This window comes from Ectopseudomonas chengduensis (genome assembly GCF_900102635.1).
GTDB classification, from domain to species: domain Bacteria; phylum Pseudomonadota; class Gammaproteobacteria; order Pseudomonadales; family Pseudomonadaceae; genus Aquipseudomonas; species Aquipseudomonas chengduensis.
The window spans coordinates 199,825-221,626 of record NZ_FMZQ01000006.1 but is presented as its reverse complement, the minus strand read 5'-3'; the positions used below and the strand labels follow the sequence as shown (position 1 = coordinate 221,626).

23 protein-coding genes are annotated in these 21,802 nt (G+C 63.3%); 12 read left to right on the top strand and 11 right to left on the bottom strand.

Features of this window, described 5'->3' with window-relative positions; translation table 11 throughout:
* Window positions 1-201 precede the first annotated feature (201 nt).
* Entirely contained in the window at window positions 202-1,278 is a 1,077-nt protein-coding gene (gene mtnA, locus BLS08_RS12025) for an S-methyl-5-thioribose-1-phosphate isomerase (protein WP_045733049.1), read from the bottom strand.
* A 160-nt stretch (window positions 1,279-1,438) separates the two neighbouring features.
* Here mtnA and BLS08_RS12020 point away from each other — a divergent pair, with 160 nt between their 5' ends.
* The 5 genes from BLS08_RS12020 (at window position 1,439) to BLS08_RS12000 (ending at window position 6,405) form a co-directional block, all read left to right on the top strand.
* Entirely contained in the window at window positions 1,439-2,758 is a 1,320-nt protein-coding gene (locus tag BLS08_RS12020; protein ID WP_090336731.1) for a TRZ/ATZ family hydrolase, read from the top strand.
* A gap of 292 nt (window positions 2,759-3,050) precedes the next feature.
* A complete protein-coding gene (ubiG, locus tag BLS08_RS12015) occupies window positions 3,051-3,749 on the top strand; it encodes a bifunctional 2-polyprenyl-6-hydroxyphenol methylase/3-demethylubiquinol 3-O-methyltransferase UbiG (protein ID WP_079783989.1) in 699 nt (232 codons plus the stop codon).
* Window positions 3,749-4,420 (top strand): N-acetylmuramic acid 6-phosphate phosphatase MupP, encoded by a 672-nt coding sequence (gene mupP, locus BLS08_RS12010; protein ID WP_021489978.1) that lies wholly within the window; start codon window positions 3,749-3,751, stop codon window positions 4,418-4,420. The genes ubiG and mupP overlap by 1 nt, the downstream gene beginning before the upstream one ends.
* Before the next feature lie 75 nt (window positions 4,421-4,495).
* Window positions 4,496-5,236 (top strand): YciK family oxidoreductase, encoded by a 741-nt coding sequence (locus BLS08_RS12005; protein ID WP_045733046.1) that lies wholly within the window; start codon window positions 4,496-4,498, stop codon window positions 5,234-5,236.
* Between the two features lie 242 nt (window positions 5,237-5,478).
* The gene (locus BLS08_RS12000; RefSeq protein WP_090336730.1) at window positions 5,479-6,405 is read left to right on the top strand and encodes a GGDEF domain-containing protein; all 927 of its coding nucleotides are present in this window, start codon (window positions 5,479-5,481) and stop codon (window positions 6,403-6,405) included.
* A gap of 114 nt (window positions 6,406-6,519) precedes the next feature.
* On the opposite strand, the gene rluB is transcribed toward BLS08_RS12000, so the two are convergent.
* The 7 genes from rluB to BLS08_RS11965 all read right to left on the bottom strand — a co-directional run bounded on the left by rluB (window position 6,520) and on the right by BLS08_RS11965 (window position 12,597).
* Window positions 6,520-7,677 (bottom strand): 23S rRNA pseudouridine(2605) synthase RluB, encoded by a 1,158-nt coding sequence (gene rluB, locus BLS08_RS11995; protein WP_074674995.1) that lies wholly within the window; start codon window positions 7,675-7,677, stop codon window positions 6,520-6,522.
* A gap of 214 nt (window positions 7,678-7,891) precedes the next feature.
* The gene (locus BLS08_RS11990) at window positions 7,892-8,074 is read right to left on the bottom strand and encodes a DUF1289 domain-containing protein (protein WP_017677373.1); all 183 of its coding nucleotides are present in this window, start codon (window positions 8,072-8,074) and stop codon (window positions 7,892-7,894) included.
* A 97-nt stretch (window positions 8,075-8,171) separates the two neighbouring features.
* The gene (gene scpB / locus BLS08_RS11985) at window positions 8,172-8,969 is read right to left on the bottom strand and encodes an SMC-Scp complex subunit ScpB (RefSeq protein ID WP_055987129.1); all 798 of its coding nucleotides are present in this window, start codon (window positions 8,967-8,969) and stop codon (window positions 8,172-8,174) included.
* Entirely contained in the window at window positions 8,966-9,790 is an 825-nt protein-coding gene (locus BLS08_RS11980) for a segregation and condensation protein A (RefSeq protein ID WP_075746966.1), read from the bottom strand. Before BLS08_RS11980 ends, scpB begins: the two co-directional genes overlap by 4 nt.
* A 14-nt stretch (window positions 9,791-9,804) precedes the next feature.
* The gene (locus BLS08_RS11975) at window positions 9,805-11,019 is read right to left on the bottom strand and encodes a tryptophan--tRNA ligase (RefSeq protein ID WP_090336728.1); all 1,215 of its coding nucleotides are present in this window, start codon (window positions 11,017-11,019) and stop codon (window positions 9,805-9,807) included.
* A gap of 71 nt (window positions 11,020-11,090) precedes the next feature.
* Entirely contained in the window at window positions 11,091-11,717 is a 627-nt protein-coding gene (locus tag BLS08_RS11970) for an L-threonylcarbamoyladenylate synthase (RefSeq protein ID WP_090336726.1), read from the bottom strand.
* A gap of 13 nt (window positions 11,718-11,730) precedes the next feature.
* Window positions 11,731-12,597, bottom strand: a complete 867-nt coding sequence (locus tag BLS08_RS11965) for a PHP domain-containing protein (protein WP_090336723.1) — start codon at window positions 12,595-12,597, stop codon at window positions 11,731-11,733.
* 290 nt (window positions 12,598-12,887) lie between these two features.
* On the opposite strand from BLS08_RS11965, the gene BLS08_RS11960 reads away from it, so the two are divergent.
* From BLS08_RS11960 to BLS08_RS11940, 5 genes are all read left to right on the top strand, one after another.
* Window positions 12,888-13,187, top strand: coding sequence for a YciI family protein (locus tag BLS08_RS11960; RefSeq protein WP_003460961.1), 300 nt, complete (start codon window positions 12,888-12,890; stop codon window positions 13,185-13,187).
* A 41-nt stretch (window positions 13,188-13,228) separates the two neighbouring features.
* The gene (locus tag BLS08_RS11955) at window positions 13,229-13,603 is read left to right on the top strand and encodes a translation initiation factor 2 (IF-2, GTPase) (RefSeq protein WP_075746960.1); all 375 of its coding nucleotides are present in this window, start codon (window positions 13,229-13,231) and stop codon (window positions 13,601-13,603) included.
* Window positions 13,604-13,606: 3 nt separating this feature from the next.
* The gene (locus BLS08_RS11950; RefSeq protein WP_090336721.1) at window positions 13,607-14,284 is read left to right on the top strand and encodes a response regulator transcription factor; all 678 of its coding nucleotides are present in this window, start codon (window positions 13,607-13,609) and stop codon (window positions 14,282-14,284) included.
* Window positions 14,285-14,578: 294 nt separating this feature from the next.
* On the top strand, window positions 14,579-14,992 hold the full coding sequence (locus BLS08_RS11945; protein WP_017677381.1) for a Spy/CpxP family protein refolding chaperone: 414 nt from the start codon (window positions 14,579-14,581) through the stop codon (window positions 14,990-14,992).
* A 64-nt stretch (window positions 14,993-15,056) separates the two neighbouring features.
* Window positions 15,057-16,385 (top strand): sensor histidine kinase, encoded by a 1,329-nt coding sequence (locus tag BLS08_RS11940; protein WP_090336720.1) that lies wholly within the window; start codon window positions 15,057-15,059, stop codon window positions 16,383-16,385.
* Window positions 16,386-16,397: 12 nt separating this feature from the next.
* On the opposite strand, the gene BLS08_RS11935 is transcribed toward BLS08_RS11940, so the two are convergent.
* Both BLS08_RS11935 and BLS08_RS11930 read right to left on the bottom strand, forming a co-directional pair.
* Window positions 16,398-16,958, bottom strand: a complete 561-nt coding sequence (locus tag BLS08_RS11935) for a nitroreductase family protein (RefSeq protein WP_021489989.1) — start codon at window positions 16,956-16,958, stop codon at window positions 16,398-16,400.
* 341 nt (window positions 16,959-17,299) lie between these two features.
* On the bottom strand, window positions 17,300-17,671 hold the full coding sequence (locus BLS08_RS11930) for a YkgJ family cysteine cluster protein (RefSeq protein WP_080666333.1): 372 nt from the start codon (window positions 17,669-17,671) through the stop codon (window positions 17,300-17,302).
* Between the two features lie 149 nt (window positions 17,672-17,820).
* Here BLS08_RS11930 and BLS08_RS11925 point away from each other — a divergent pair, with 149 nt between their 5' ends.
* Together BLS08_RS11925 and BLS08_RS11920 are read left to right on the top strand one after the other, a co-directional pair.
* Window positions 17,821-19,275 carry a TrkH family potassium uptake protein gene (locus BLS08_RS11925; RefSeq protein ID WP_021489990.1) on the top strand — a complete coding sequence of 485 codons (1,455 nt, stop codon included), beginning with the start codon at window positions 17,821-17,823 and terminating at the stop codon, window positions 19,273-19,275.
* A 3-nt stretch (window positions 19,276-19,278) separates the two neighbouring features.
* Entirely contained in the window at window positions 19,279-20,733 is a 1,455-nt protein-coding gene (locus tag BLS08_RS11920) for a TrkH family potassium uptake protein (protein WP_017677385.1), read from the top strand.
* Between the two features lie 9 nt (window positions 20,734-20,742).
* Here BLS08_RS11920 and BLS08_RS11915 read toward each other — a convergent pair whose 3' ends face one another.
* Window positions 20,743-21,753, bottom strand: coding sequence for an AraC family transcriptional regulator (locus BLS08_RS11915; protein WP_055987206.1), 1,011 nt, complete (start codon window positions 21,751-21,753; stop codon window positions 20,743-20,745).
* Window positions 21,754-21,802 lie beyond the last annotated feature (49 nt).

Here is a 21,802-nt window from a genome sequence, read left to right as displayed (position 1 = left end):
GGCTTCGCCCCGGGGCGGGGCTCCTACGCCACGCCATCGAACACCGCAATCTGTGTAGGAGCCGCGCCCCGCGGCGAATGGCGGCCATTCCACAACATCCGGCCCATGCCTCGAAGGTGGCAAACCGCAAAAAAGCTGCAAAAGCAAAAGCTTCGCCCCCGGGGCGGGGCTCCTACAAGGAGTTAGCCGCGCTCGATCTGCTCAGTGCAGGCGCTTGCGACACATCAGCTGCGCCAGCTTGGCACTGTCGGGGCGTTCGATCACGCCTTTCTCGGTCACGATGTAGTCGACCAGGTCAGCCGGCGTCACATCGAACACCGGATTGACGGCATGCACATCCGCTGCAACCCGATGCCCCGCCACCTCCAGCAGCTCACGACCATCACGCTCTTCGAGCACGATGTCGTCGCCGCTTTCCAGGCTCATGTCGATGGTCGAACTGGGCGCCACCACCATCAGGCGCACGCCGTGATGCATGGCGTTGACCGCCAGCTGGTAGGTACCGATCTTGTTCGCCACATCACCATTGGCGGTGATACGGTCAGCCCCGACGATGACCCAGGTGATGCCCTTGGTTTTCATCAGGTGAGCGGCAGCCGCATCGGCATTGAGAGTGACCGGCACCCCGTCGCCAGCCAATTCCCAGGCAGTCAGCCGCGCGCCCTGCAGCCAGGGGCGGGTTTCATCGACATAGACCTGCTCGACCAAGCCTTCCAGATACGCCGCGCGAATCACCCCGAGCGCCGTGCCAAAGCCACCGGTCGCCAGCGCACCGGCATTGCAGTGAGTCAGCAGCACCTGCGGGTTGCCCTGATGCTTGCGAATCAACTCCATGCCCAGTTGCGCCATGGTCAGGTTGGCCTCACGGTCGCTGAGATGAATCCCCACCGCCTCGGCCTCCAGCAGGGCCAGGATGTCGTCGCCATCCTTGAGTCGCGCCAGGCGCTCACGCATGCGCTGCAGAGCCCAGAACAGGTTTACCGCGGTAGGACGCGAGCGCTCGAGACTGACAAAATCCGCCTCCAGCGCCTCGCGCCAGTCACCACCAGCCTGCAGCCGAGCTCGGACGCCCAGCACCAGGCCATAGGCAGCAGCGATGCCGATAGCCGGCGCGCCGCGCACCACCATATCGCGAATCGCGTCAGCCACCTCGGCGGCAGAATCGAAGCGCAACCAAGTCTGCCGATGCGGCAGCAGGCGCTGATCGAGCAGGTACAACGCGCCATCGCGCCACTCGATTGCCTGAACCTTCTCCACCGCCAGCAATTGCTCGCGCATCGCGCACTCCATCTGTCACCGCCAAAAAATCGCGGATTATACGCAGACCGACCAAGACCAGCCGAACAATCCAGCACGTCCTCACGACTTCAAGCCAGGTGCGTTCATCTATACACTGGCGATCTTCCTTGCATCGATCAAGCCAGACGGACAATCCCCCATGCCCGAAGCCCCTCTCGACCTGCTGCTCCTGCCCACCTGGCTGGTGCCCGTTGAGCCGGCCGGGGTGGTACTACGCGACCATGGCCTGGGCATCCGCGACGGACGCATCACACTGATCGCGCCGCGCAGCGAAGCCTTGCGCCACCCGGCAACCGAGGTGCGCGAGCTGCCGCATTGCCTGCTTGCCCCCGGCCTGATCAACGCCCACGGCCACGCCGCGATGACGCTTTTGCGCGGCATCGCCGACGACCTGCCACTGATGACCTGGCTGCACGAACATATCTGGCCCGCCGAGGGTAAGTGGGTCGACGAGGATTTCGTCCGCGATGGCACCGATCTGGCCATCGCCGAACAGATCAAGGGCGGCATCAGCTGCTTCTCCGACATGTATTTCTACCCGCAGACCGCCGCCGAACGCGTGCACAACGCCGGCGTGCGCGCGCAGATCACCGTCCCTGTACTGGACTTTCCGGTACCCGGCGCACTCAACGCTGCCGAAGCGCTGCGTACGGGCCTGCAGCTGTTCGATGACCTCAAGCAACACCCGCGTATTCGCATCGCTTTCGGCCCCCACGCGCCTTACACGGTCAGCGACGACAAGCTGGAACAGATTCGCGTACTGGCTGACGAGCTGGATGCCGGCATTCATATGCATGTGCACGAAACCGCGCAGGAAGTGGCCGAAGCCGTCGCCAAGCACGGCGAACGCCCACTGGCGCGCCTGGCTCGTCTCGGCCTGCTCGGCCCGCGCTTCCAGGCGGTGCACATGACGCAGATCGATGACGAGGACCTGGCACTGCTGGTGGAGCACAACTGCAGCATCGTGCATTGCCCCGAGTCCAACCTCAAACTGGCCAGCGGCTTCTGCCCGGTCGAACGCCTGTGGCAGGCCGGCGTCAACGTCGCCATCGGCACCGATGGTGCCGCCAGCAACAACGACCTCGACCTGCTCGGCGAAACCCGTACCGCCGCCCTGCTGGCCAAGGCCGTGGCCGGTTCCGCCACCGCCCTGAACGCTCACAGCGCCTTGCGCATGGCCACCTTGAATGGCGCCCGCGCACTGGGACTGGAAACACAGACCGGCTCGCTGGAACTGGGCAAGCTGGCCGACGTGGTCGCCTTCGATCTTTCCGGCCTGGCCCAGCAACCGATCTACGACCCGGTATCGCAGCTGATCTATGCCAGCGGCCGCGACTGCGTGAAGCATTTGTGGGTTGGCGGCAAGCAGCTGCTGGACGACGGCCGCCTGACGCGCATGGACGAAAGCGAGCTGATCGCCAAGGCCAGGGAATGGGGAGCCAGGATTGCCAGCAAGTAACACTGCTTATCCTCCCCTCTCCCGCTGCGGGAGAGGGGCCGGGGGAGAGGGCTGCCAGGTAACACCGAGCCACTCGCCTGACCCTCTCCCCAACCCTCTCCCATAAATGGGAGAGGGGGCAGACCGTGCATGAACGAAATAAATGAGCAGCCGATAAACCTTGGGCGCGACAACACTCCCAAACCACTGCGACAAACTGACATATATTGAACGAATCCGCGCCGCCCCACGCCCGTTCCTAAACTGGCAACATAGCGGCGATACGCTTTCCATGCTTTGAATAGAGATGCTTATGAGCAACGTCGACCGCGCCGAAATCGCCAAATTCGAGGCCCTGGCACACCGCTGGTGGGACCGCGAAAGCGAGTTCAAACCTCTGCACGATATCAACCCGCTGCGGGTCAACTGGATCGACGAGCGCGTCGGCCTGGCCGGCAAGCGCGTACTGGACGTCGGTTGTGGCGGCGGCATTCTCAGTGAAGCCATGGCCCAGCGCGGCGCAACGGTGATGGGCATCGATATGGGCGAAGCACCGCTGTCGGTCGCCCAGCTGCACCAGCTGGAGTCCGGCGTCGAAGTCGACTACCGGCAGATCACCGCCGAGGCACTGGCAGAAGAAATGCCGGAACAGTTCGACGTCGTCACCTGCCTGGAAATGCTCGAGCACGTGCCCGATCCCTCCTCGGTCATCCGCGCCTGCCACAAGCTGGTCAAACCGGGCGGCCAGGTGTTCTTCTCCACCATCAACCGTAACCCCAAGGCGTACCTGTTCGCCGTGATCGGCGCCGAATACATCCTGCGCCTGCTGCCGCGTGGCACCCACGACTTCAAGAAATTCATCCGTCCGTCCGAACTCGGCGCCTGGAGCCGCGCGGCCGGGCTGGAGGTCAAGGACATCATCGGCCTGACCTACAACCCGCTGACCAAGCACTACAAGCTGGAGGCGGACGTTGACGTCAACTACATGATCCAGACGCTGAGGAAAGACTGATGCGTTTGCGCGCTGTACTGTTCGACATGGACGGCACCCTGCTCGACTCGGCGCCGGACTTCATCGCCATCACCCAGGCCATGCGCGCCACTCGCGGCCTGCCGCCACTGGCAGACAAGGCCATACGTGACCAGGTATCCGGCGGCGCTCGCGCCATGGTCGCCTGCGCTTTCGATGAAGACCCCGACTCGGCCGCGTTCGAAGCCCTGCGCCAGGAGTTCCTGGAGCGCTACCAGGAACACTGCGCAGTCCTCACCCGCCCGTTCGATGGCATCGAAGCCCTGCTCGACGACATCGAACAGGCGCGCCTGTTGTGGGGCGTCGCTACCAACAAACCGGTGCGTTACGCCGAGCCGATCATGCAGGGGCTGAATCTGGCCGAGCGCTCGGCAGTGCTGGTCTGCCCGGACCATGTCGAGCAAAGCAAACCCGCGCCGGACATGCTGCTGCTCGCCTGCCAGCAGATGGGCGTCAAACCCGAGGAAGTGCTGTTCATCGGCGACGACGCGCGCGACATCGAATCCGGCCGCGCCGCCGGCTGCCGCACGGCAGCGGTGACCTATGGCTATATCCACCCCGAGGACAACCCACGCAACTGGGGCGCCGATGTGGTCGTGGACCACCCCCAGGAACTGCGTGCAGTGCTTGATCGCGCCCTGTGCAGTTGCTGATCGCACAGGCCGCCATTCTCCAATTTGGCGGGTTTCACCCGCCCTACCCTCAAGAGTTCTCCGAAGGATCCTCACATGTTCGACTACACCGCCCGCCCAGACCTGCTCAAGGATCGCGTCATCCTGATCACCGGTGCCGGCCGCGGTATCGGCGCGGCCGCCGCCAAGAGCTTCGCCGCCCATGGCGCGACGGTGCTGCTGCTGGGCAAGACCGAGGCCAACCTGAGCCAGGTTTATGACGAGATCGAGGCGGCCGGCCACCCGCAACCGGTGGTGATCCCCTTCAATCTGGAAACCGCCCTGCCGCACCAGTACGACGAACTGGCGGTGATGATCGAGAACGAGTTCGGCCGCCTCGATGGTCTGCTGCACAATGCCTCGATCCTCGGCCCGCGCACGCCGCTGGAGCAGCTTTCCGGCGACAACTTCATGCGTGTCATGCACGTCAACGTCAACGCCATGTTCATGCTCAGCAGCACCCTGCTGCCGCTGCTGAAACTGTCGGAGGACGCCTCCGTCGCCTTCACCTCCAGCAGCGTCGGTCGCAAGGGCCGCGCCTACTGGGGCGCCTACGCGGTATCGAAATTCGCCACCGAGGGCCTGATGCAGGTCATGGCTGACGAGCTGGACGGCATCGCCAACGTGCGTGCCAACAGCATCAACCCGGGCGCCACCCGCACCGCCATGCGCGCCCAGGCCTATCCAGGGGAAAACCCGGCGACCCGCCCACTGCCGGAAGAGATCATGCCGCTCTACCTCTACCTGATGGGCCCGGACAGCAAGGGCATCAACGGCCAGGCGTTCGACGCCCAGTGATTACCGACCATGGCCCGCTGCCAGTCAGCGAGCCATGGCACGACAAAAATCCACCGCCGTCCTTGCCAAGCGGCAGCACATTGCCAGCATCGCCGTCAGGCAACCGGCAACCCCTTGCCGATCAGCGTTTGAAAAAACATCTAAGTGACTGACTTCACAAGACTTTTAGCTCACTTGAACCACCTGGCACGAAATTCGCTTCAACCCTCTCGTCGCACCCTTCGCGCCCGAGGTTCAGCTCCATGGTCCCCCCCAGCCAGTCCAACACCATCGATTTCGATGCCGCCAAGCTGCAGCGTCTCGGCTTTACCGGTAGTCGCAACCTGCCGCTCCAGCCCGCCAGCCTGGTAGAGCTGCGTCACCAATTAAGCCTGCAACTGCAGACCAGCCTGGACGTGGAACGAATCCTCAATCTGTTCTTTCGCGAAGTGCAGCGTCTGGTGCCGCTCGATGCGCTGGCCTTCCAGCACCCGTCGCACGACCTGCGCCTCGAGCTGGGCGAGCGCGCGCCACACTCGGCCGGCTATCGCCTGAGCCATGAGGGGGAATACCTGGGCGAGCTGATCTTCCGCCGCAAGCAGCGCTTCGCCGAAGACGAACTGAATCAACTGGAGTCGCTGCTAGCCAGTCTGCTGTTCCCGCTGCGCAATGCCCTGCTCTACCGCAACGCACTGCAAAGTGCGCTGCGCGACCCACTGACCGATACCGGCAACCGCATCGCCATGGACCAGGTATTGCAGCGTGAGGTGGATCTGGCCCGCCGCAACCTGCAACCGCTGTCACTGCTGATGCTCGACATCGATCACTTCAAGAGCATCAACGACAAGCATGGCCACACGCTTGGCGACGAAGTGCTGAAAGCGGTCGCGCAGACTCTGAAGAACCAGTTGCGCAATATCGATATGGTCTTTCGCTACGGTGGCGAGGAATTTCTGGTGATTCTCTCCGGCACCAACCGTGAGGGCGCTGCGCTGGTAGGCGAGCGCCTGCGCTTTGCGGTGATGGAACTGCAATGCCTGGATGCCGGCCGCGCCATCGACGTTTCCATCAGCCTGGGCTGCTCCAGCCTGCTGCCGGGCGAGTCTGCCGAAAGCCTGCTGCGCCGCGCCGATAACGCACTCTATGTGGCCAAACGCGAAGGCCGTAATCGCCTATCCATGGCCGGCTGAGAGGCCGCCCTGCGTAGCCCGGATGAAATCCGGGAATGCTCTGAAGGCAATGGTTCAAGCTACATTCGGGACACAGAATGAAAAAAGGGACTCCGCGGAGTCCCTTTTTGTTTATCAGCGCTTGCGACCGAAACCGGGGCGCTGACCATCGCCGGCGGGCGGACGCTTGCCGGGTGTTGCCGGACGCGGCTTGCGTGCCGGACGCTCGGACAACTCGACGGCCGGACGCGGCTGACGCTTCTTCACATCGCTCGGGCGCTCCGCTACCGGCGTGCCGCGACCGTTTTCACGACGCTCACCACTGTCTTTGCGCGGGCCACGCGGCGCGCGCTGCTCGCCATCTTCACGGCGCGGCGCACGGCTCGGGCGGGCATTTTCGGCGCCCGCCTGATCCTTCGCCGGACGCAGCACACGCTTGCCGCGCACCTCGACCGGTTTGGCCGACTTGCGCTGCAGACGGTCGAGCTTCTCGCGGGTCTTTTCCTTCATCGCTGGCAGCGCCTGCGGGGTCAGGCCCACCTCGGCGCTGAGGATGTCCACCTCGCGCTGGTCCATCTCGCGCCAGCGGCCCATGGTCAACTCGGAAGTGAGGAACACCGGGCCGAAGCGCACGCGCTTCAGGCGGCTGACCACCAGGCCCTGGGACTCCCACAGGCGACGCACTTCGCGGTTACGCCCTTCCATCACCACGCAGTGGTACCAGTGGTTGAAGCCTTCGCCGCCGGGCGCTTCCTTGATGTCGGTGAACTTGGCCGGACCATCCTCGAGCATCACGCCATTCTTGAGGTTCTCCAGCATTTCCTCGGTGACTTCGCCACGCACACGCACCGCGTATTCGCGGTCCATCTGATAGGACGGGTGCATCAGGCGGTTGGCCAGCTCACCGTCAGTGGTGAACAGCAACAGGCCAGTGGTGTTGATATCGAGGCGACCGATGTTGATCCAGCGGCCTTCTTTGGGGCGCGGCAGACGATCGAATACGGTGGGGCGGCCTTCCGGGTCATCACGGGTGCAGATCTCGCCATCCGGCTTGTTGTAGATCAACACGCGGCGAACCGAGCCGGTGATTTCTTCGCGCTTGAGCAAGCGGCCATCAAGAGCGATGGCGTCATTGGCATCGACGCGCTGGCCCAGGGTCGCAGCAGCGCCGTTGACCTTGACCCGACCTTCGGCGATCCAGGTCTCGATCTCGCGGCGCGAGGCCAGCCCAAGGCGGGCCAGGACTTTCTGCAGTTTCTCGCCTGCAGGACGCGGTTGTTCGTGCTCAGTCATCTTGGGCACCTCCCGGTGTAGTAAAGGATGATCGAAGGGCGCGCATCATACGCGCTGTAGAGCCCATAGGGTAGACGATGCTGCGGTGATCGAACCAAGAACACGACACTGAAGCGCAGGAGCCCCGCCCCGGGGCGAAGCCTTTGCGTATAGGCCATGTATTATCGACGCCCCGCCATTCGCCGCGAGGCGCGGCTCCTACACCGGAATGCGGTCAATACTTGCGCCTTCCGGTGGCCTCCAGCGCCAGCAAGCGCATATCGGCCTCGGCCAGCAGCGCAAGGCGCTCACCCTTGTCCAGGCGTTTCCAGCCTTTGATTTCCTCACGGCTGCGGCCGCAGCCCAGGCAGATGTCCTTTTCGAACTCACAGACCTTGATGCACGGACTCTTGCTCATTGGATCGCCTAAACCAAAAAGGATCGGATGGGCGCAAGAATAAAGGCCGAGGGACAAACAGCGAGATTGAAGTATTCGATAAAGGGCTTAAGCGATATCAATGCAACGGCTGATCGCCGTCCAGGTCGGCCAGATCGTCTTCGACCGCTTCATCCTCTTCGTCTTCTACCAGACGCAGGTCATCGAAATCAGTCTTGAGCCCCTGTTCCATGTCGTCCAGCTCGGCCAGCAGGCTACGGAAGCTGGTTTCCTCGCGAGGCTCGGCGGCTTCGCCGTCTTCCTGCAAGGCCAGATCGGCACGCGCCTGCAGCCCTGCCGGTACCTCGGCATCGTCGTCCAGCGCCAGTTCAGGCTCGGGCTCCAGCTCACGCAGGGCGGCGAGCGGCGGCAGCTCGTCGAGGCTTTTCAGGTTGAAGTGGTCGAGAAAGCCCTTGGTGGTGGCGAACATCGCCGGACGGCCCGGCACGTCGCGATAGCCCACCACGCGAATCCACTCACGCTCGAGCAGGGTCTTGGTGATGTTGCTGTTGACCGCCACGCCCCGCACGTCCTCGATCTCGCCACGGGTGATGGGCTGGCGGTAGGCGATCAGCGCCAAGGTTTCCAGCAGCGCACGGGAGTAGCGCTGCGGGCGCTCTTCCCAAAGCCGACCAACCCATGGCGCGAAACGCTCACGCACCTGCAGACGGTAACCCGAAGCCACTTCTTTCAACTCGAACGCTCGCCCTTCGCAGGACTGCCGGAGGATCTCCAACGCCGCCTTGAACTGCTCGGGCTCGGGCCGCTCGCCCTCTTCGAAGAGTTCGAAGAGGCGATCGAGCGACTGCGCCTTGCCGGAAGCCAGCAGAAAGGCTTCGAGCAATTGCGCCAGGTCTTTGGGGTCGTTCAGGTTCATTCGGCACGGGCTCGGACGTGGATGACGGCGAAGGGCTCATTCTGCACCAGCTCGACCAGGGATTCCTTGATCAATTCGAGCACCGCCATGAAGGTTACCACCACGCCGAGACGCCCTTCCTCGGCGGCGAACAGCTCGACGAAAGGCACGAAGGCTCCGCCCTTGAGGCGCTCCAGCACTTCACTCATGCGCTCGCGGGTGGACAGCGCCTCGCGGGTAATCTGGTGGCTTTCGAACATGTCGGCGCGGCGCAGCACCTCGGCCATCGACAGCAACACCTCTTCCAGGCTGACGTCCGGCAGCAGCTTGCGCGCGCGGGCTTCGGGTGCATCCAGCCTGGGCACAGTCACGTCGCGGCCAACGCGCGGCAGTTCGTCGATCCCCTCGGCAGCGGCCTTGAAACGCTCGTACTCCTGCAGGCGGCGAATCAGCTCGGCGCGCGGATCGTCTTCTTCCTCCTCGGCCTCGGTGGAGCGCGGCAGCAGCATGCGCGACTTGATCTCGGCCAGCATGGCGGCCATCACCAGGTATTCGGCAGCCAGCTCCAGACGTACCGAATGCATGAGTTCAACGTAGCCCATGTACTGCTTGGTGATCTCGGCAACGGGGATATCGAGGATGTCGATGTTCTGCTTGCGGATCAGATACAGCAGCAGGTCCAGCGGCCCCTCGAAGGCCTCGAGGAAAACCTCCAGGGCATCCGGGGGAATGTACAGGTCCAGCGGCAATTCGGTGACTGCCTCACCATAAACCAGGGCGAACGGCAGCTCCTGCTGGGCGCCGGCCTGGCTGTCCGGGGTTGGCGTGGCGGGCTCACTCATCGACTGGCGCTCCTTCAGCGGTAATTCAGGCCCATGGCCATGCGTACTTCGGCCAGGGTTTCGCGCGCTTCGTCACGCGCGCGCTCGGCGCCTTCGGCGAGGATGCTGCGCACCAGGTCCGGACTATCCTCATAGTCGATGGCGCGCTGCTGCAGGGGCATCAGCTCGGCCTGCAAAGAGGAGCACAGCGCGCTCTTGCAGTCGAGGCAACCAATCGAGGCGCTACGACAGCCCTCGATCACCCAGTGCAATTGCTCGGCGCTAGAATACAGCTGATGCAGCGACCAGACCGGGCAACGCTGCGGCTCACCCGGATCGTCGCGGTGTACCCGTGCCGGATCGGTGGGCATGCGCCGCAGTTTTTCCTCGAGCTCGGCATCGCTATCGCGCAGGAATATCGCGTTACCGCTGGACTTGGCCATCTTCTGTCCGTCCAGGCCAGGCACCCGCGAAAACTCGGCAAGAATCGGCTGCGGCTCGCTCAGAATCACCTTGCCGCCACCTTCCAGATAGCCGTACAGACGCTCCTGGTCGCCGAGGGTGATGCTGGTCTGTTCCTTGAGCAGGGCCCGCGCCGTCTCCAGCGCCTGTACGTCACCCTGCTCCTGATAGGCCTTGCGCAGGTTGCTGTAGAGCTTGCCGAGCTTCTTGCCCAGCTTGCCGATGGCCGCTTCGGCCTTCAGCTCGAAATCCGGCTCGCTGCCGTACAGGTGGTTGAAGCGGCGCGCCACTTCACGGGCAAATTCGATATGAGGTAGCTGATCGGCCCCCACCGGCACCTGTCCGGCGCGGTACAGCAGGATATCCGCAGCCTGCAGCAGCGGGTAACCGAGAAACCCGTAAGTGGAGAGATCCTTGCTGCCCTGGTGCTCCTGCTGCTCCTTGTAGGAGGGCACGCGCTCAAGCCAGCTGAGCGGGCAGATCATCGACAGCAACAGGTGCAGCTCGGCGTGTTCCGGCACCTGCGACTGCACGAACAGCGTCGCGGAGCTGGGACTGACGCCTGCAGCCAGCCAATCTACCGCCATATCCATGACGTGCTGGGAGAGCTGGCCGGCATCGGCGTATTCGGTGGTCAGGGCGTGCCAGTCGACAATACAGAAGAAGCAGTCGTACTCGTGCTGCAACTTGACCCAGTTCTTCAGCACGCCGTGATAGTACCCGAGGTGAAGACGACCGCTCGGACGCATCCCTGACAGCACCCGACGCTCGGAGTCGTTAAGGCTCAAACCGTTCTATCCAAAATCCAGACAAGGCCAGGGAGTATAGGGCAGCTGCATCCACAACGGAAAAGGCGGTGTCAGAGATCGCTGAACGGCGTCGGATCACCGCAGCCGACACGCAGGACTTCCGGGCTTTCGTCAGCAAGATTGACCACGGTGGACGCTTCCAGCCCGCCAAAACCTCCGTCGATGATCAGGTCGACATGGTGTTCGAGAATCTGGCGCATTTCGTAGGGGTCGGACATGGGCAAGTCATCGCCCGGCATGATCAGGCTGACGCTCATGAGCGGCTCGGCCAATTGCTCCAGCAACGCCAGGGCGATCGGGTGGCTGGGTACGCGGATGCCGATGGTACGGCGCTTGGGGTGCAGCAACATGCGCGGCACTTCGCGGGTGGCGTTGAGGATGAAGGTGTAAGGACCCGGGGTGTGATTCTTCAGCAAGCGGAAGGCTGCAGTGTCGACCTTGGCGAACAGACCGATCTGCGAAAGGTCCCGGCAGACCAGGGTGAAATTGTGCTTGTCGTCGAGCTGACGCAGGCGACGAATGCGCTCTACCGCATTCTTGTCACCGATCATGCAGCCCAGCGCATAAGAGGAGTCGGTCGGATAGACCACCACGCCGCCGCCACGAATGATTTCCACGGCCTGTTTTATCAGGCGTGCCTGCGGGTTTTCCGGGTGAACCTGGAAAAATTGACTCACACTTGCTCCCAGCTCATGAAGTGACAGCGGATGGCTGTGCATGTTCGAAGCGCTCCCAGAGCGCAGTCAGGTCATCAGGCAACGGGCGATACATGCCCAACTCGGACCAGTCGCCGGGCGCGTGGAAATCACTGCCGACACTGGCCATCAAGCCGAACTCGCGCGCCAGAATCGCCAGGCCACCGACTTGTTCGGCCGGCTGCATGCCATTGACCACTTCCAGGGCATGACCGCCAGCCGCCGCGAAATCGGCCACCAGACGTCGACGCTTACTGCGAGTAAAGTCGTACTGCCACGGATGCGCCAGGCTGATCCAGGCGCTGGCCGAACGCAGGGTGGCGATGGTTTCTTCCAGCATAGGCCAGTGCTGCTTGACGTCACCCAACTTTCCCGAGCCCAGCCACTTGCGAAACGCCTCGGCGCGATCGCGCACATGGCCGGCGCGCACGAGAAATTCGGCGAAATGTGGCCGGGCCGGCGCATTGCCGCTATCGCCCAGTTCCTGCTGAACGGCCCGCGCGCCTTCCAGAGCGCCTGGCATACCCTTAGCCGCGAGGCGTCGGTCGATCTCTTGCGCACGCTGCCAGCGCCCATGGTGCAAGGCATCGATGGCAGCACACAGCGCCGGCGCCTCGCGCTCGAAGGCATAGCCCAACACGTGGATGGTCGCTCCACCCCAGGTGCAGGACAGCTCGATGCCATTGATCAGCTGCATATCCAGAGCCGTCGCTGTGCGGCGTGCTTCATCCAGCCCTTCCAGGGTGTCGTGATCGGTCAGTGCCAGCAGCCGCACACCTCGCTCATGCGCCCGGGCCACCAGTACGGCGGGGGCCAGGGCGCCATCGGAGGCGGTGCTGTGGCAGTGCAGATCGACAATCATGGCGGCGCTTTCGTTGAGATTGATGTTTGTTATTATGCCCCACATTAGCCGCAAGCAGGCCGTTGAAAAACGTAGGCGAGGCAGCCAGTGCAATACCGATGGCGGCCCCGCAAAAACAGGCGAAAAACGCTCGGAGTCGCGTTCGACTTTACGAGTTGTAAATGAGCATTTTGAGCCTGTTTTTAACGCAGCAATGGCAACGTAGGTAGTTTTTCAACAGCCTGCTAGGCAGTCGCCATGTGGCGCAAATGCGTTATCCCTCCCCGCTTCGACCCTAAATAAGGATTGAGATGCTCTACGCCATCATCGCCACCGACGTCGAAAACTCCCTGGAAAATCGTCTGGCCACCCGCCCTGCTCACCTCGCTCGTCTGGAGCAGTTGAAGCAGGAAGGTCGCCTGCTGCTAGCCGGCCCGCACCCGGCCATCGACAGCAATGATCCAGGCCCGGCGGGCTTCAGCGGCAGCCTGGTGGTTGCCGAGTTCGACTCCCTTGAAGCTGCCCAACAATGGGCCGATGCCGACCCGTACCGCACAGCCGGCGTGTATGCCAACGTTTTGGTCAAACCCTTCAAGAAAGTGCTGCCCTGACGAAATGCCACCCACGCTGCTTTCGCACACAAGGAATCGCGATGCGCTCGATCCCGCTGTCCCTGCTGGTCACCGTGATGCTGACCTGTGCTTCGGTACAGGCAGAAGAACAACCCGCTCAGCCGTCCGTCCCTGCAGCTGCGGTCGACAGCCAGGTGTTGGAACAGCGCCTGGCGCAGAGTGAGCAACTGCGCAATGAGCAGGAAGCGAGCAGCGCCGTGCAACTGCAGCGCCTGCGCCAGGAAAATCAGCGCCTGCGCCTGCAGCTCAAGGAAAGCCAGGCGCAGGCTCAACCCCGGCTGCTCAGCGAGGAACAGACCTGGTTCGCCCTCGGCGCCGCCCTGAGCCTGATCTCGCTGCTATTCGGCGTCCTGTTACGTGGCTCTCGCAAGACCCGTCGCGAGTGGATCAACTGAGCCATGAATCGACTGCTGCTGATCGATGATGATCAGGAACTCTGCGAGCTGCTTAGCCGTTGGCTGACCCAGGAAGGCTTTCAGGTCACGGCCTGCCACGAAGCCGCTGGCGCCCGTCAGGCACTTGCCGCACAAGCCCCCGAGGCTGTGGTGCTGGACGTGATGCTGCCGGACGGCAGCGGCCTGGAGTTGCTCAAGCAGCTACGGGGCGAGCATCCGGACCTGCCAGTGCTGATGCTCTCCGCCCGGGGTGAGCCACTGGACCGCATCCTCGGCCTTGAGTTGGGCGCCGATGACTACCTGGCCAAGCCCTGTGACCCTCGCGAGCTGACCGCGCGCCTGCGCGCCGTGCTGCGCCGCACCGTGCCCGCGCCGGCCAGCAGCCAGCTGGAGCTGGGCGACCTCAGCTTCAGCCCCAATCGCGGGGTGGTCAGCATTGGCGAGCATGACGTTCCCCTGACACTTTCCGAAAGCCGCCTGCTGGAAGCCCTGCTGCGCCAACCAGGTGAGCCGGTGGACAAACAGGCATTGGCGCAACTGGCCCTGGGCCGCAAATTGACCCTGTATGACCGCAGCCTGGACATGCACGTCAGCAACCTGCGCAAGAAGCTCGGCCCGCACCCGGACGGCCGCCCACGCATTCTCGCCCTGCGCAGCCGCGGCTATTACTACGCACAGTGAGTACGCCCTGGCGCAGCGTAAATAACCCGCAACATCGCCTTTACCCAAGCTTTACCCACAGCTGACTGCCCTTGACCTTGACCGCCGCATAATGAGCCCATCCGGTACTTACCGGCCTCGGAACCTGTTTACGACCTGCTGCGCGTCGGCCCTGCTGCGTTGAAAACAGACTCGGAATGCTCATGTACAACAGTACAGTCGCCCGCGACTCCGACCGTTCCTCGTCTGTTTTCGCCTTGCATGACTCTAGCTCGCTAGATCGTAAAACAGGTTCTCAAGACAAGGAGAATCACCATGCGCAAGACCCTCACCGCCCTGCTGCTCGCCGCCACCCTGCCGACCCTGGCCTTCGCCATGCCCATGCAAGACGGTGGCCCTCGCCACCACGACCGCGGCCACGGCATGTTCAAGGAGCTGAACCTGAGCAAGGAACAGCGCCAGGAGTTTCGCAAACTGATGGGCGAGCAGATGAAGACCCATCGCGACATCACCAAGCGCTACCTGGACAAACTGCCGGAAGCCGAAAAGCAGGCCATGAAGAAGGAGCTGGACAAGGCTCGCGCCGACCAGCACAAGGCCCTGCGTGACCTGCTCAACCCCGAGCAGCAGAAAGCCTTCGACGAGCACCAGAAGAAAATGGAAGCTCGCCGCGCAGAAATGGCCGAATTCAAGGCCTGGAAGGCCGAGAAGGACAGCAAGACCAACTGATCGACGCCCCCTAGACACGCCGCCGCGCTCCCTGAGCCCGGCGGCTTTTGCATGAGGAATCACCGTGCGTTCACTGTTCTGGCGCATTCTGGCGACCTTCTGGCTGGGCATCGCCCTGGTGGCCGGTCTGTCGCTGCTGCTGGGCCGCGCCCTGAATCAGGACGCCTGGATTCTGAGCCTGCACCCAGGCCTTGACGATCTCGATAGCAAATGGGTCAAGCGCTATGAACAGCAAGGGCCAGCAGCCGCCCAGGATTTTCTCGAACAGCGCAAGCGCAAGTACCGTATCGACACCCAGGTGCTTGGCGAGAGCGGCCAGCAACTGGTCAAAGGCACCTTTCCGTCCCGCGCTGCCGCCTTCGAGGCGCGTCACGGCGACGACCGTCGACTGCCATGGCGGCGCCTGACCGCCGAATACACCAGCCCGGAAAGCGGCGAAAGCTACCTGTTCATCTACCGTATTCCACACCCGGAACTGGCAGCCTGGCACCGCGGCAGCCTGTTCTGGCCACTCAGCGCCATCGCCATTGCCCTGGTGGTGCTGACGCTGTTCAGCCTGATGCTGACGCTGTCGATCACCCGCCCGCTGGATCGCCTGCGCGGCGCCGTGCATGACCTCGGCCAGACCGCCTACCAACAGAACAGCCTGGCTCGTCTGGCCACGCGCCGCGACGAGCTGGGCCTACTGGCCAAGGACTTCAACCGCATGGGCGAGCGCCTGCAAGGCTTGATCGGCAGCCAGCGCCAGTTGCTACGCGATGTTTCCCACGAACTGCGCTCGCCCCTGGCGCGCCTGCGTATTGCACTGGCATTGGCGGAGCGCGCCGATGCTGCGGAGCGAGAAAGGCTCTGGCCCCGCCTGAGTCAGGAGTGTGATCGACTGGAAGCGCTGATCAGCGAAATTCTTGCCCTGGCCCGTCTGGACGCGGATCCGGGCGCCGCACAGCCCGTCGATCTGGCCGCCCTGCTCGGCAACCTGCAGGAAGACGCGCGCCTGACCGCCCCGCAACAACAGCTGCAGATCGATCTCGACCCGCGCGCACGCCTGGAAGGCTGGCCAGACATGCTGGAGCGCGCGCTGGACAATCTGCTACGCAATGCCTTGCGCTTCAGCCCAGCGGATCAACCTGTCCTCATCAGCGTGCAAAGCCAGGGGCAAAACGTAACGCTGAGCGTGCGCGACCATGGCCCAGGGGTCGCCAGCGAACACCTGGAGCAATTGGGTAAACCGTTCTTCCGCGCACCAGGCCAGAGCGGCTCCGGCCACGGCCTCGGCTTGGCTATCGCGCGGCGGGCGGCGCAGCGTCATGGCGGTGAACTGCTGTTGAGCAACCACCCGCAAGGCGGCTTCATCGCCACGCTCAGCCTGCCGGCCAGGCAGCAGGCAGGCTGAAGCGCGTTTCGCTCAGCCCTCCCAGGCGCTGACAAAATCCTCGACGCGGACCTCCGGGGCGCGGCGCAGCTCACGCTCCGGTGTACCAAGGTAGAGGTAGGCGATGATCTGCTCGTCCGCCGCCAGGCCCAGCCCCTTGGCCACATGGGCGTTATAGGCCATGTCGCCGGTGCGCCAGACCGCACCGATACCCTGAGCATGGGCGGCCAGCAGCATGCCATGCGCGGCACAACCGGCTGCTATCACCTGCTCGGAAGCGGGTACCTTGGGGTGAGCCTGAACCCGGGCGATCACCACCACCAGCAATGGCGCACGCAGCGGCATGCCACGCGCCTTGTTCAGCGCTTCCGGCACAGCATGCGCATCGGCGACCTGCAGGGCTTCGGCGAACAGCTCACCCATACGCTCACGCGCCTGCCCCTCTACCGTCAGAAAACGCCACGGACGTAGCTGGCCATGGTCCGGTGCGCGCAGGGCTGCACGAAACAGCATCTCGCGCTGAGCAGCATCCGGGGCTGGTTCGACCAGGCGAGGAACGGAAACACGGTTGAGCAGAGCGTCGAGAGCCTCCATCGGCCACCTCCAAAAACAAAGATGGCGCATTCTCAATGCTGCAAGCTGCAAGCTGCAAGCTCAGCGGTATGCGGGGGACGGCGCATCAGCCTGTAGGCGCTGCGCCTCGCGGTGAATCGCAAGAACATCGCAAAGCAAGAATCTTCGCCCCGGGGCGGGGCTCCTACACAAACCCCGCAGGCGCCTGCCTACCCTGTAGGAGCCGCGCCTCGCGGCGAATCGTAAGAACACCGCAAAGCCAAAAGCTTCGCCCCAGGGCGGGGCTCCCACAAAGGCGCTTCGGGTATCCTGCCAGATAAGCATCAGGCGATGCCCTGCTTCACCTGCGGCTTGAGGTACCGTCAGGCTACCCGGTCAGGCGATATCACCGGTTGCACCGGCGGAGTGAGCGGCGGCAGACCGTAAGCCCTGCGCGCGTCGTCGCAACGCGGGTTGTGCTCACCGTTCGCCCATGACGCTTCGAACTCGCGACAGCTACTCGAGCGCTGTTCGTACATGGTGCAACGCACACCACAACCGACGTCGCCCAACAGTTGCGTGCAACGTGCCGGTTTGCTCTCCGTGCCACGCATGGCGACGTAATGGGGGCTGATCTGGATGACCTGCTCGTCCGGAACGCTACCGCCCGCGGATTGGCACTCGCCCCAGAAGAAGGACACACGAAAAAACGCGCAGCAGGCGCCGCACGTGAGGCAGGGATTAGCTTCGGACATTTGAGGAGAACTCGGAAACCGACGGACGTCGGCAACTGGCGGCTATTCTATGCTCGGCGATGCGCTTGTAAAGCCCCCCACCGTTGCGGTTTACAGCCGCCCGTCCGCAGGTAGAATGGCGCATTTTCCAACCCGCCAGAGCCCTCTACATGGCCTTGCCGACGCTGCGCATCATCGGTTTCATCATCGGCATATTCCTGATTACTCTGGCGATCAGCATGGCCATCCCGATGCTGACCCTGCTGATCTTCGAGCAGCCTGAAGATCTCAATGCCTTTCTCTGGTCCAGCCTGATCACTCTGATCGCCGGGTTCGCCCTGGTTATTCCCGGTCGGCCGCAGAACGCTCAGTTACGCCCGCGTGACATGTACCTGCTGACGACCGGGAGCTGGACCGTGGTTTGCAGCTTTGCCGCGCTGCCCATGATGCTGATCGCCCATATCAGCTATACCGACGCCATCTTCGAAACCATGTCCGGCATTACCACTACGGGCTCCACCGTACTGACCGGGCTGGATGACATGTCGCCCGGTATTCTGATCTGGCGCTCGATGCTGCATTGGCTCGGCGGTATCGGCTTCATCGGCATGGCCGTCGCCATTTTGCCGCTGCTGCGCGTGGGTGGCATGCGCCTGTTCCAGACCGAATCCTCGGACTGGGGCGAAAAGGTCATGCCACGCTCGCACATGGCCGCCAAGTATTTGTTGCTGATTTATCTGGCCCTGACCCTGCTCGGGTTTCTGGCCTTCTGGGCCGCGGGCATGAGCCCTTTCGACGCCATCAACCACTCCATGGCATCGATTTCCACGGGCGGTTTCTCCACCTCTGATGCGTCCCTGGCGCACTGGCCAGAACCGGCCGTGCATTGGACGGCAGTCGTGCTGATGCTGCTCGGCGGCATGCCATTCATGCTCTATGTCGCCTTCGTTCGCGGCAATCGCCAGGCGCTGTTCAAGGACCATCAGGTTCGCGGCTTCATCGGCTTTCTGCTGCTGACCTGGCTGGTATTCGGCACCTGGTTGTGGATCAACTCGGACTACGCCTGGCTCGACGCCTTTCGCATCGTCGCGGTGAACGTCACCTCGGTGGTCACCACCACCGGCTTCGCCCTCGGCGACTACACCACCTGGGGCAGTTTCGCCGTACTGCTGTTCTTCTACCTGACCTTCGTCGGCGGCTGTTCCGGCTCGACATCGGGCGGCCTGAAGATCTTCCGTTTCCAGGTCGCCTACGTGCTGCTCAAGGCCAACCTGATGCAGCTGGTGCACCCGCGCGCGGTGATCAAACAGCAGTACAACAACCACAATCTGGATGAAGAGATCGTCCGCTCGCTGATCACCTTCTCCTTCTTCTTCACCATCACCATCGGTGTGCTGGCCCTGGCCCTGACTCTGGTCGGCCTGGACTGGGTCACCGCGCTGACCGGCGCCGCCACCGCGGTGTGCAACGTCGGCCCAGGGCTTGGCCCGATCATCGGCCCGGCCGGCAACTTCGCCAGCCTGCCGGATTCAGCCAAGTGGCTACTCAGTGCTGGCATGCTGCTCGGCCGCCTGGAAATTCTGACCGTACTGGTGCTGGTCACCCGTAGTTTCTGGAAACACTGACCGATGCCCCTAGCCAGCCTGCGCATCCTCGCCTTCATCAACGGCATCTTCCTCGTCACCCTGGCGCTGAGCATGCTGGTACCGGTGATCACCCTGTTGATCTTCGAGCAGCCGCAGGGCATCAATGCCTTTCTCTGGTCGAGCCTGATCACCGCGCTCACCGGCATCGCCATGATCGCGCAGGGCAGACCCCAACAAACGCAACTGCGCCCCCGCGACATGTACATGCTGACGGTGTCAAGCTGGGTGATGGTGTCGATCTTCGCCGCCTTGCCATTCATCTTCGCCGAACGGGCGAGCATCACCGACGCGTACTTCGAGAGCATGTCCGGCATCACCGCTACCGGCGCTACCGTATTCAGCGGCCTCGACGACATGTCTCCGGGTACGCTGATCTGGCGTTCACTGCTGCACTGGCTGGGCGGCATCGGCTTCATCGGCATGGCCGTGGCGATCCTGCCGATCCTGCGCATCGGGGGCATGCGCCTGTTCCAGACCGAGTCGTCGGACCGCTCGGAAAAGGTCATGCCGCGCTCGCACATGGTCGCCAAGTACATGGTGCTGGCCTATGTCGGCCTGAGCACACTCGCGGTGCTGGCGTTCTGGTGGGCTGGCATGGGCCTGTTCGATGCGATCAACCACGCCATGTCGGCGATCGCCACCGGTGGTTTCTCCACATCCGACTCTTCACTGGGCAAATGGCAGGAACCGGCGATTCACTGGGTCGCCATCGTCGTGATGGTGCTCGGCAGTCTGCCGTTCGTGCTCTATGTCAGCACCCTGCGCGGCAACTACCGTGCACTGTTTCGCGACGCGCAGGTGCGTGGTTTCCTGCTGTTGCTGGTGGGCAGCTGGTTCGTGCTGGCTGGCTGGAAATGGCTCACCACCGACCTGTACTGGCTCGATGCGCTGCGCCTGGTGGCGGTGAACATCACCTCGATCATGACCACCACCGGCTTTGCCGTGGGCGACTACCACCTGTGGGGCCCGTTCGCCAGCATGATGTTCTTCTACCTGGGTTTCGTCGGCGGCTGCTCCGGCTCCACCGCCGGCGGCCTGAAGATCTTCCGCTTCCAGGTCGCCTATATCCTGCTCAAGGCCAACCTCAGGCAGCTCATTCACCCCCGCGCGGTGATCAAGCAGCAGTACAACCGCCACCGCCTGGATGAAGACATCGTTCGTTCGATCCTCGCTTTCGCCTTCTTCTACACCATCACCATCGCCACCCTGGCACTGGCGGTGGCGATGTGCGGGGTGGACTGGATCACTGCCCTGACCGGCGCTGCGGCGATGGTCTCAGGCGTTGGCCCAGGCATGGGTGAGATGGTCGGGCCGGCCGGTAACTACGCCACCATCCCCGATCTGGCCAAGTGGCTGCTGAGCTTCGGCATGTTGCTCGGGCGCCTGGAAATCCTGACCGTGCTGGTGCTGCTGTTCCCGGCCTTCTGGCGTCACTGAGCAGGTGAGCTACGCAAGCCCGCGGCGGCTGCGATACTCACCAGGCGTTTCACCGAACCAGCGGCGAAACGCCCTGAAGAAGTTGCTCGGATCGGCAAAGCCCAACAGATAGGCGACCTCCAGCAGAGTCAGGTCGACCTGCCCAAGGTACTGTTCGGCCAGCTCACGACGGGTGTCATCGAGCAGTTGCTGGTAGCTGGTGCCCTCCTCCTGCAGACGCCGCTGCAGAGTACGCTGCGATAGGTGCAGCGTTTGCGCCACCACTTCACGCCGCGGCTCGCCCTGAGGCAAAAGGCGACACAGCACCTGACGTGCCTGATGGGTGACGCGACTGCTGCAGAAACGCGCCAGGTATTCGCCGGCAAAACGGTCATGCAGTTGCGCCAGCGCCTCATTGGCACTGGGCAATGGCGCTTCCAGATCCCCACGCTCGAAGATCAACCCGTAGTGCTCGGCATTGAACTTCAACGGTGCTTGAAACACCTGCTGGTAGGGCGCCAGGTCGGCAGGTGGCGGACCTTGCAGGCGAATCTCGCGCGGGCGAATGGGCTTGCCGGTCATCCAGCGGCAAAAGGCTAGGCAGTACGCCAGGGACGCCTCGGCACTCTGCCGGGCCGGCGGCAGGCGGTCGCCATGAATGGCTAGAGTCAGCGCATAGCCGTCGGGTTGCGGCAAAAAATTCAGGTCCGCGCCTTCGCCGATGATGCGCTGGTAGCGCACCAGACGGGTGAAGCCATCACGCAGGTTGCGGCTGGACATCAGTGCATAACCCACCACATGGAAGGACGCCGGGCGCACCACTTGCGCCATGTTCAGGCCGATCGCCGGGTTGCCCGACAGCGCCACGGCGCGCTGCCACAGACGGGTCATGCCGTCCTGCGGGAAGCGCGCATCGGGGTTGTTCAGCGCGGCGTAATCCATGCCCAGTTCGGCGAACAGGCTGGTGCAGTCTACGCCGCCCAGCTCCAGCGCCTGCACGATGGCCAAGGCCCAGTTGGAGGATGTGGTTCTTTCGCTCATCGTCTTGTTCTTGTGATCAATCAGCAAGGCCATGGTTGGCGGCGCAAGG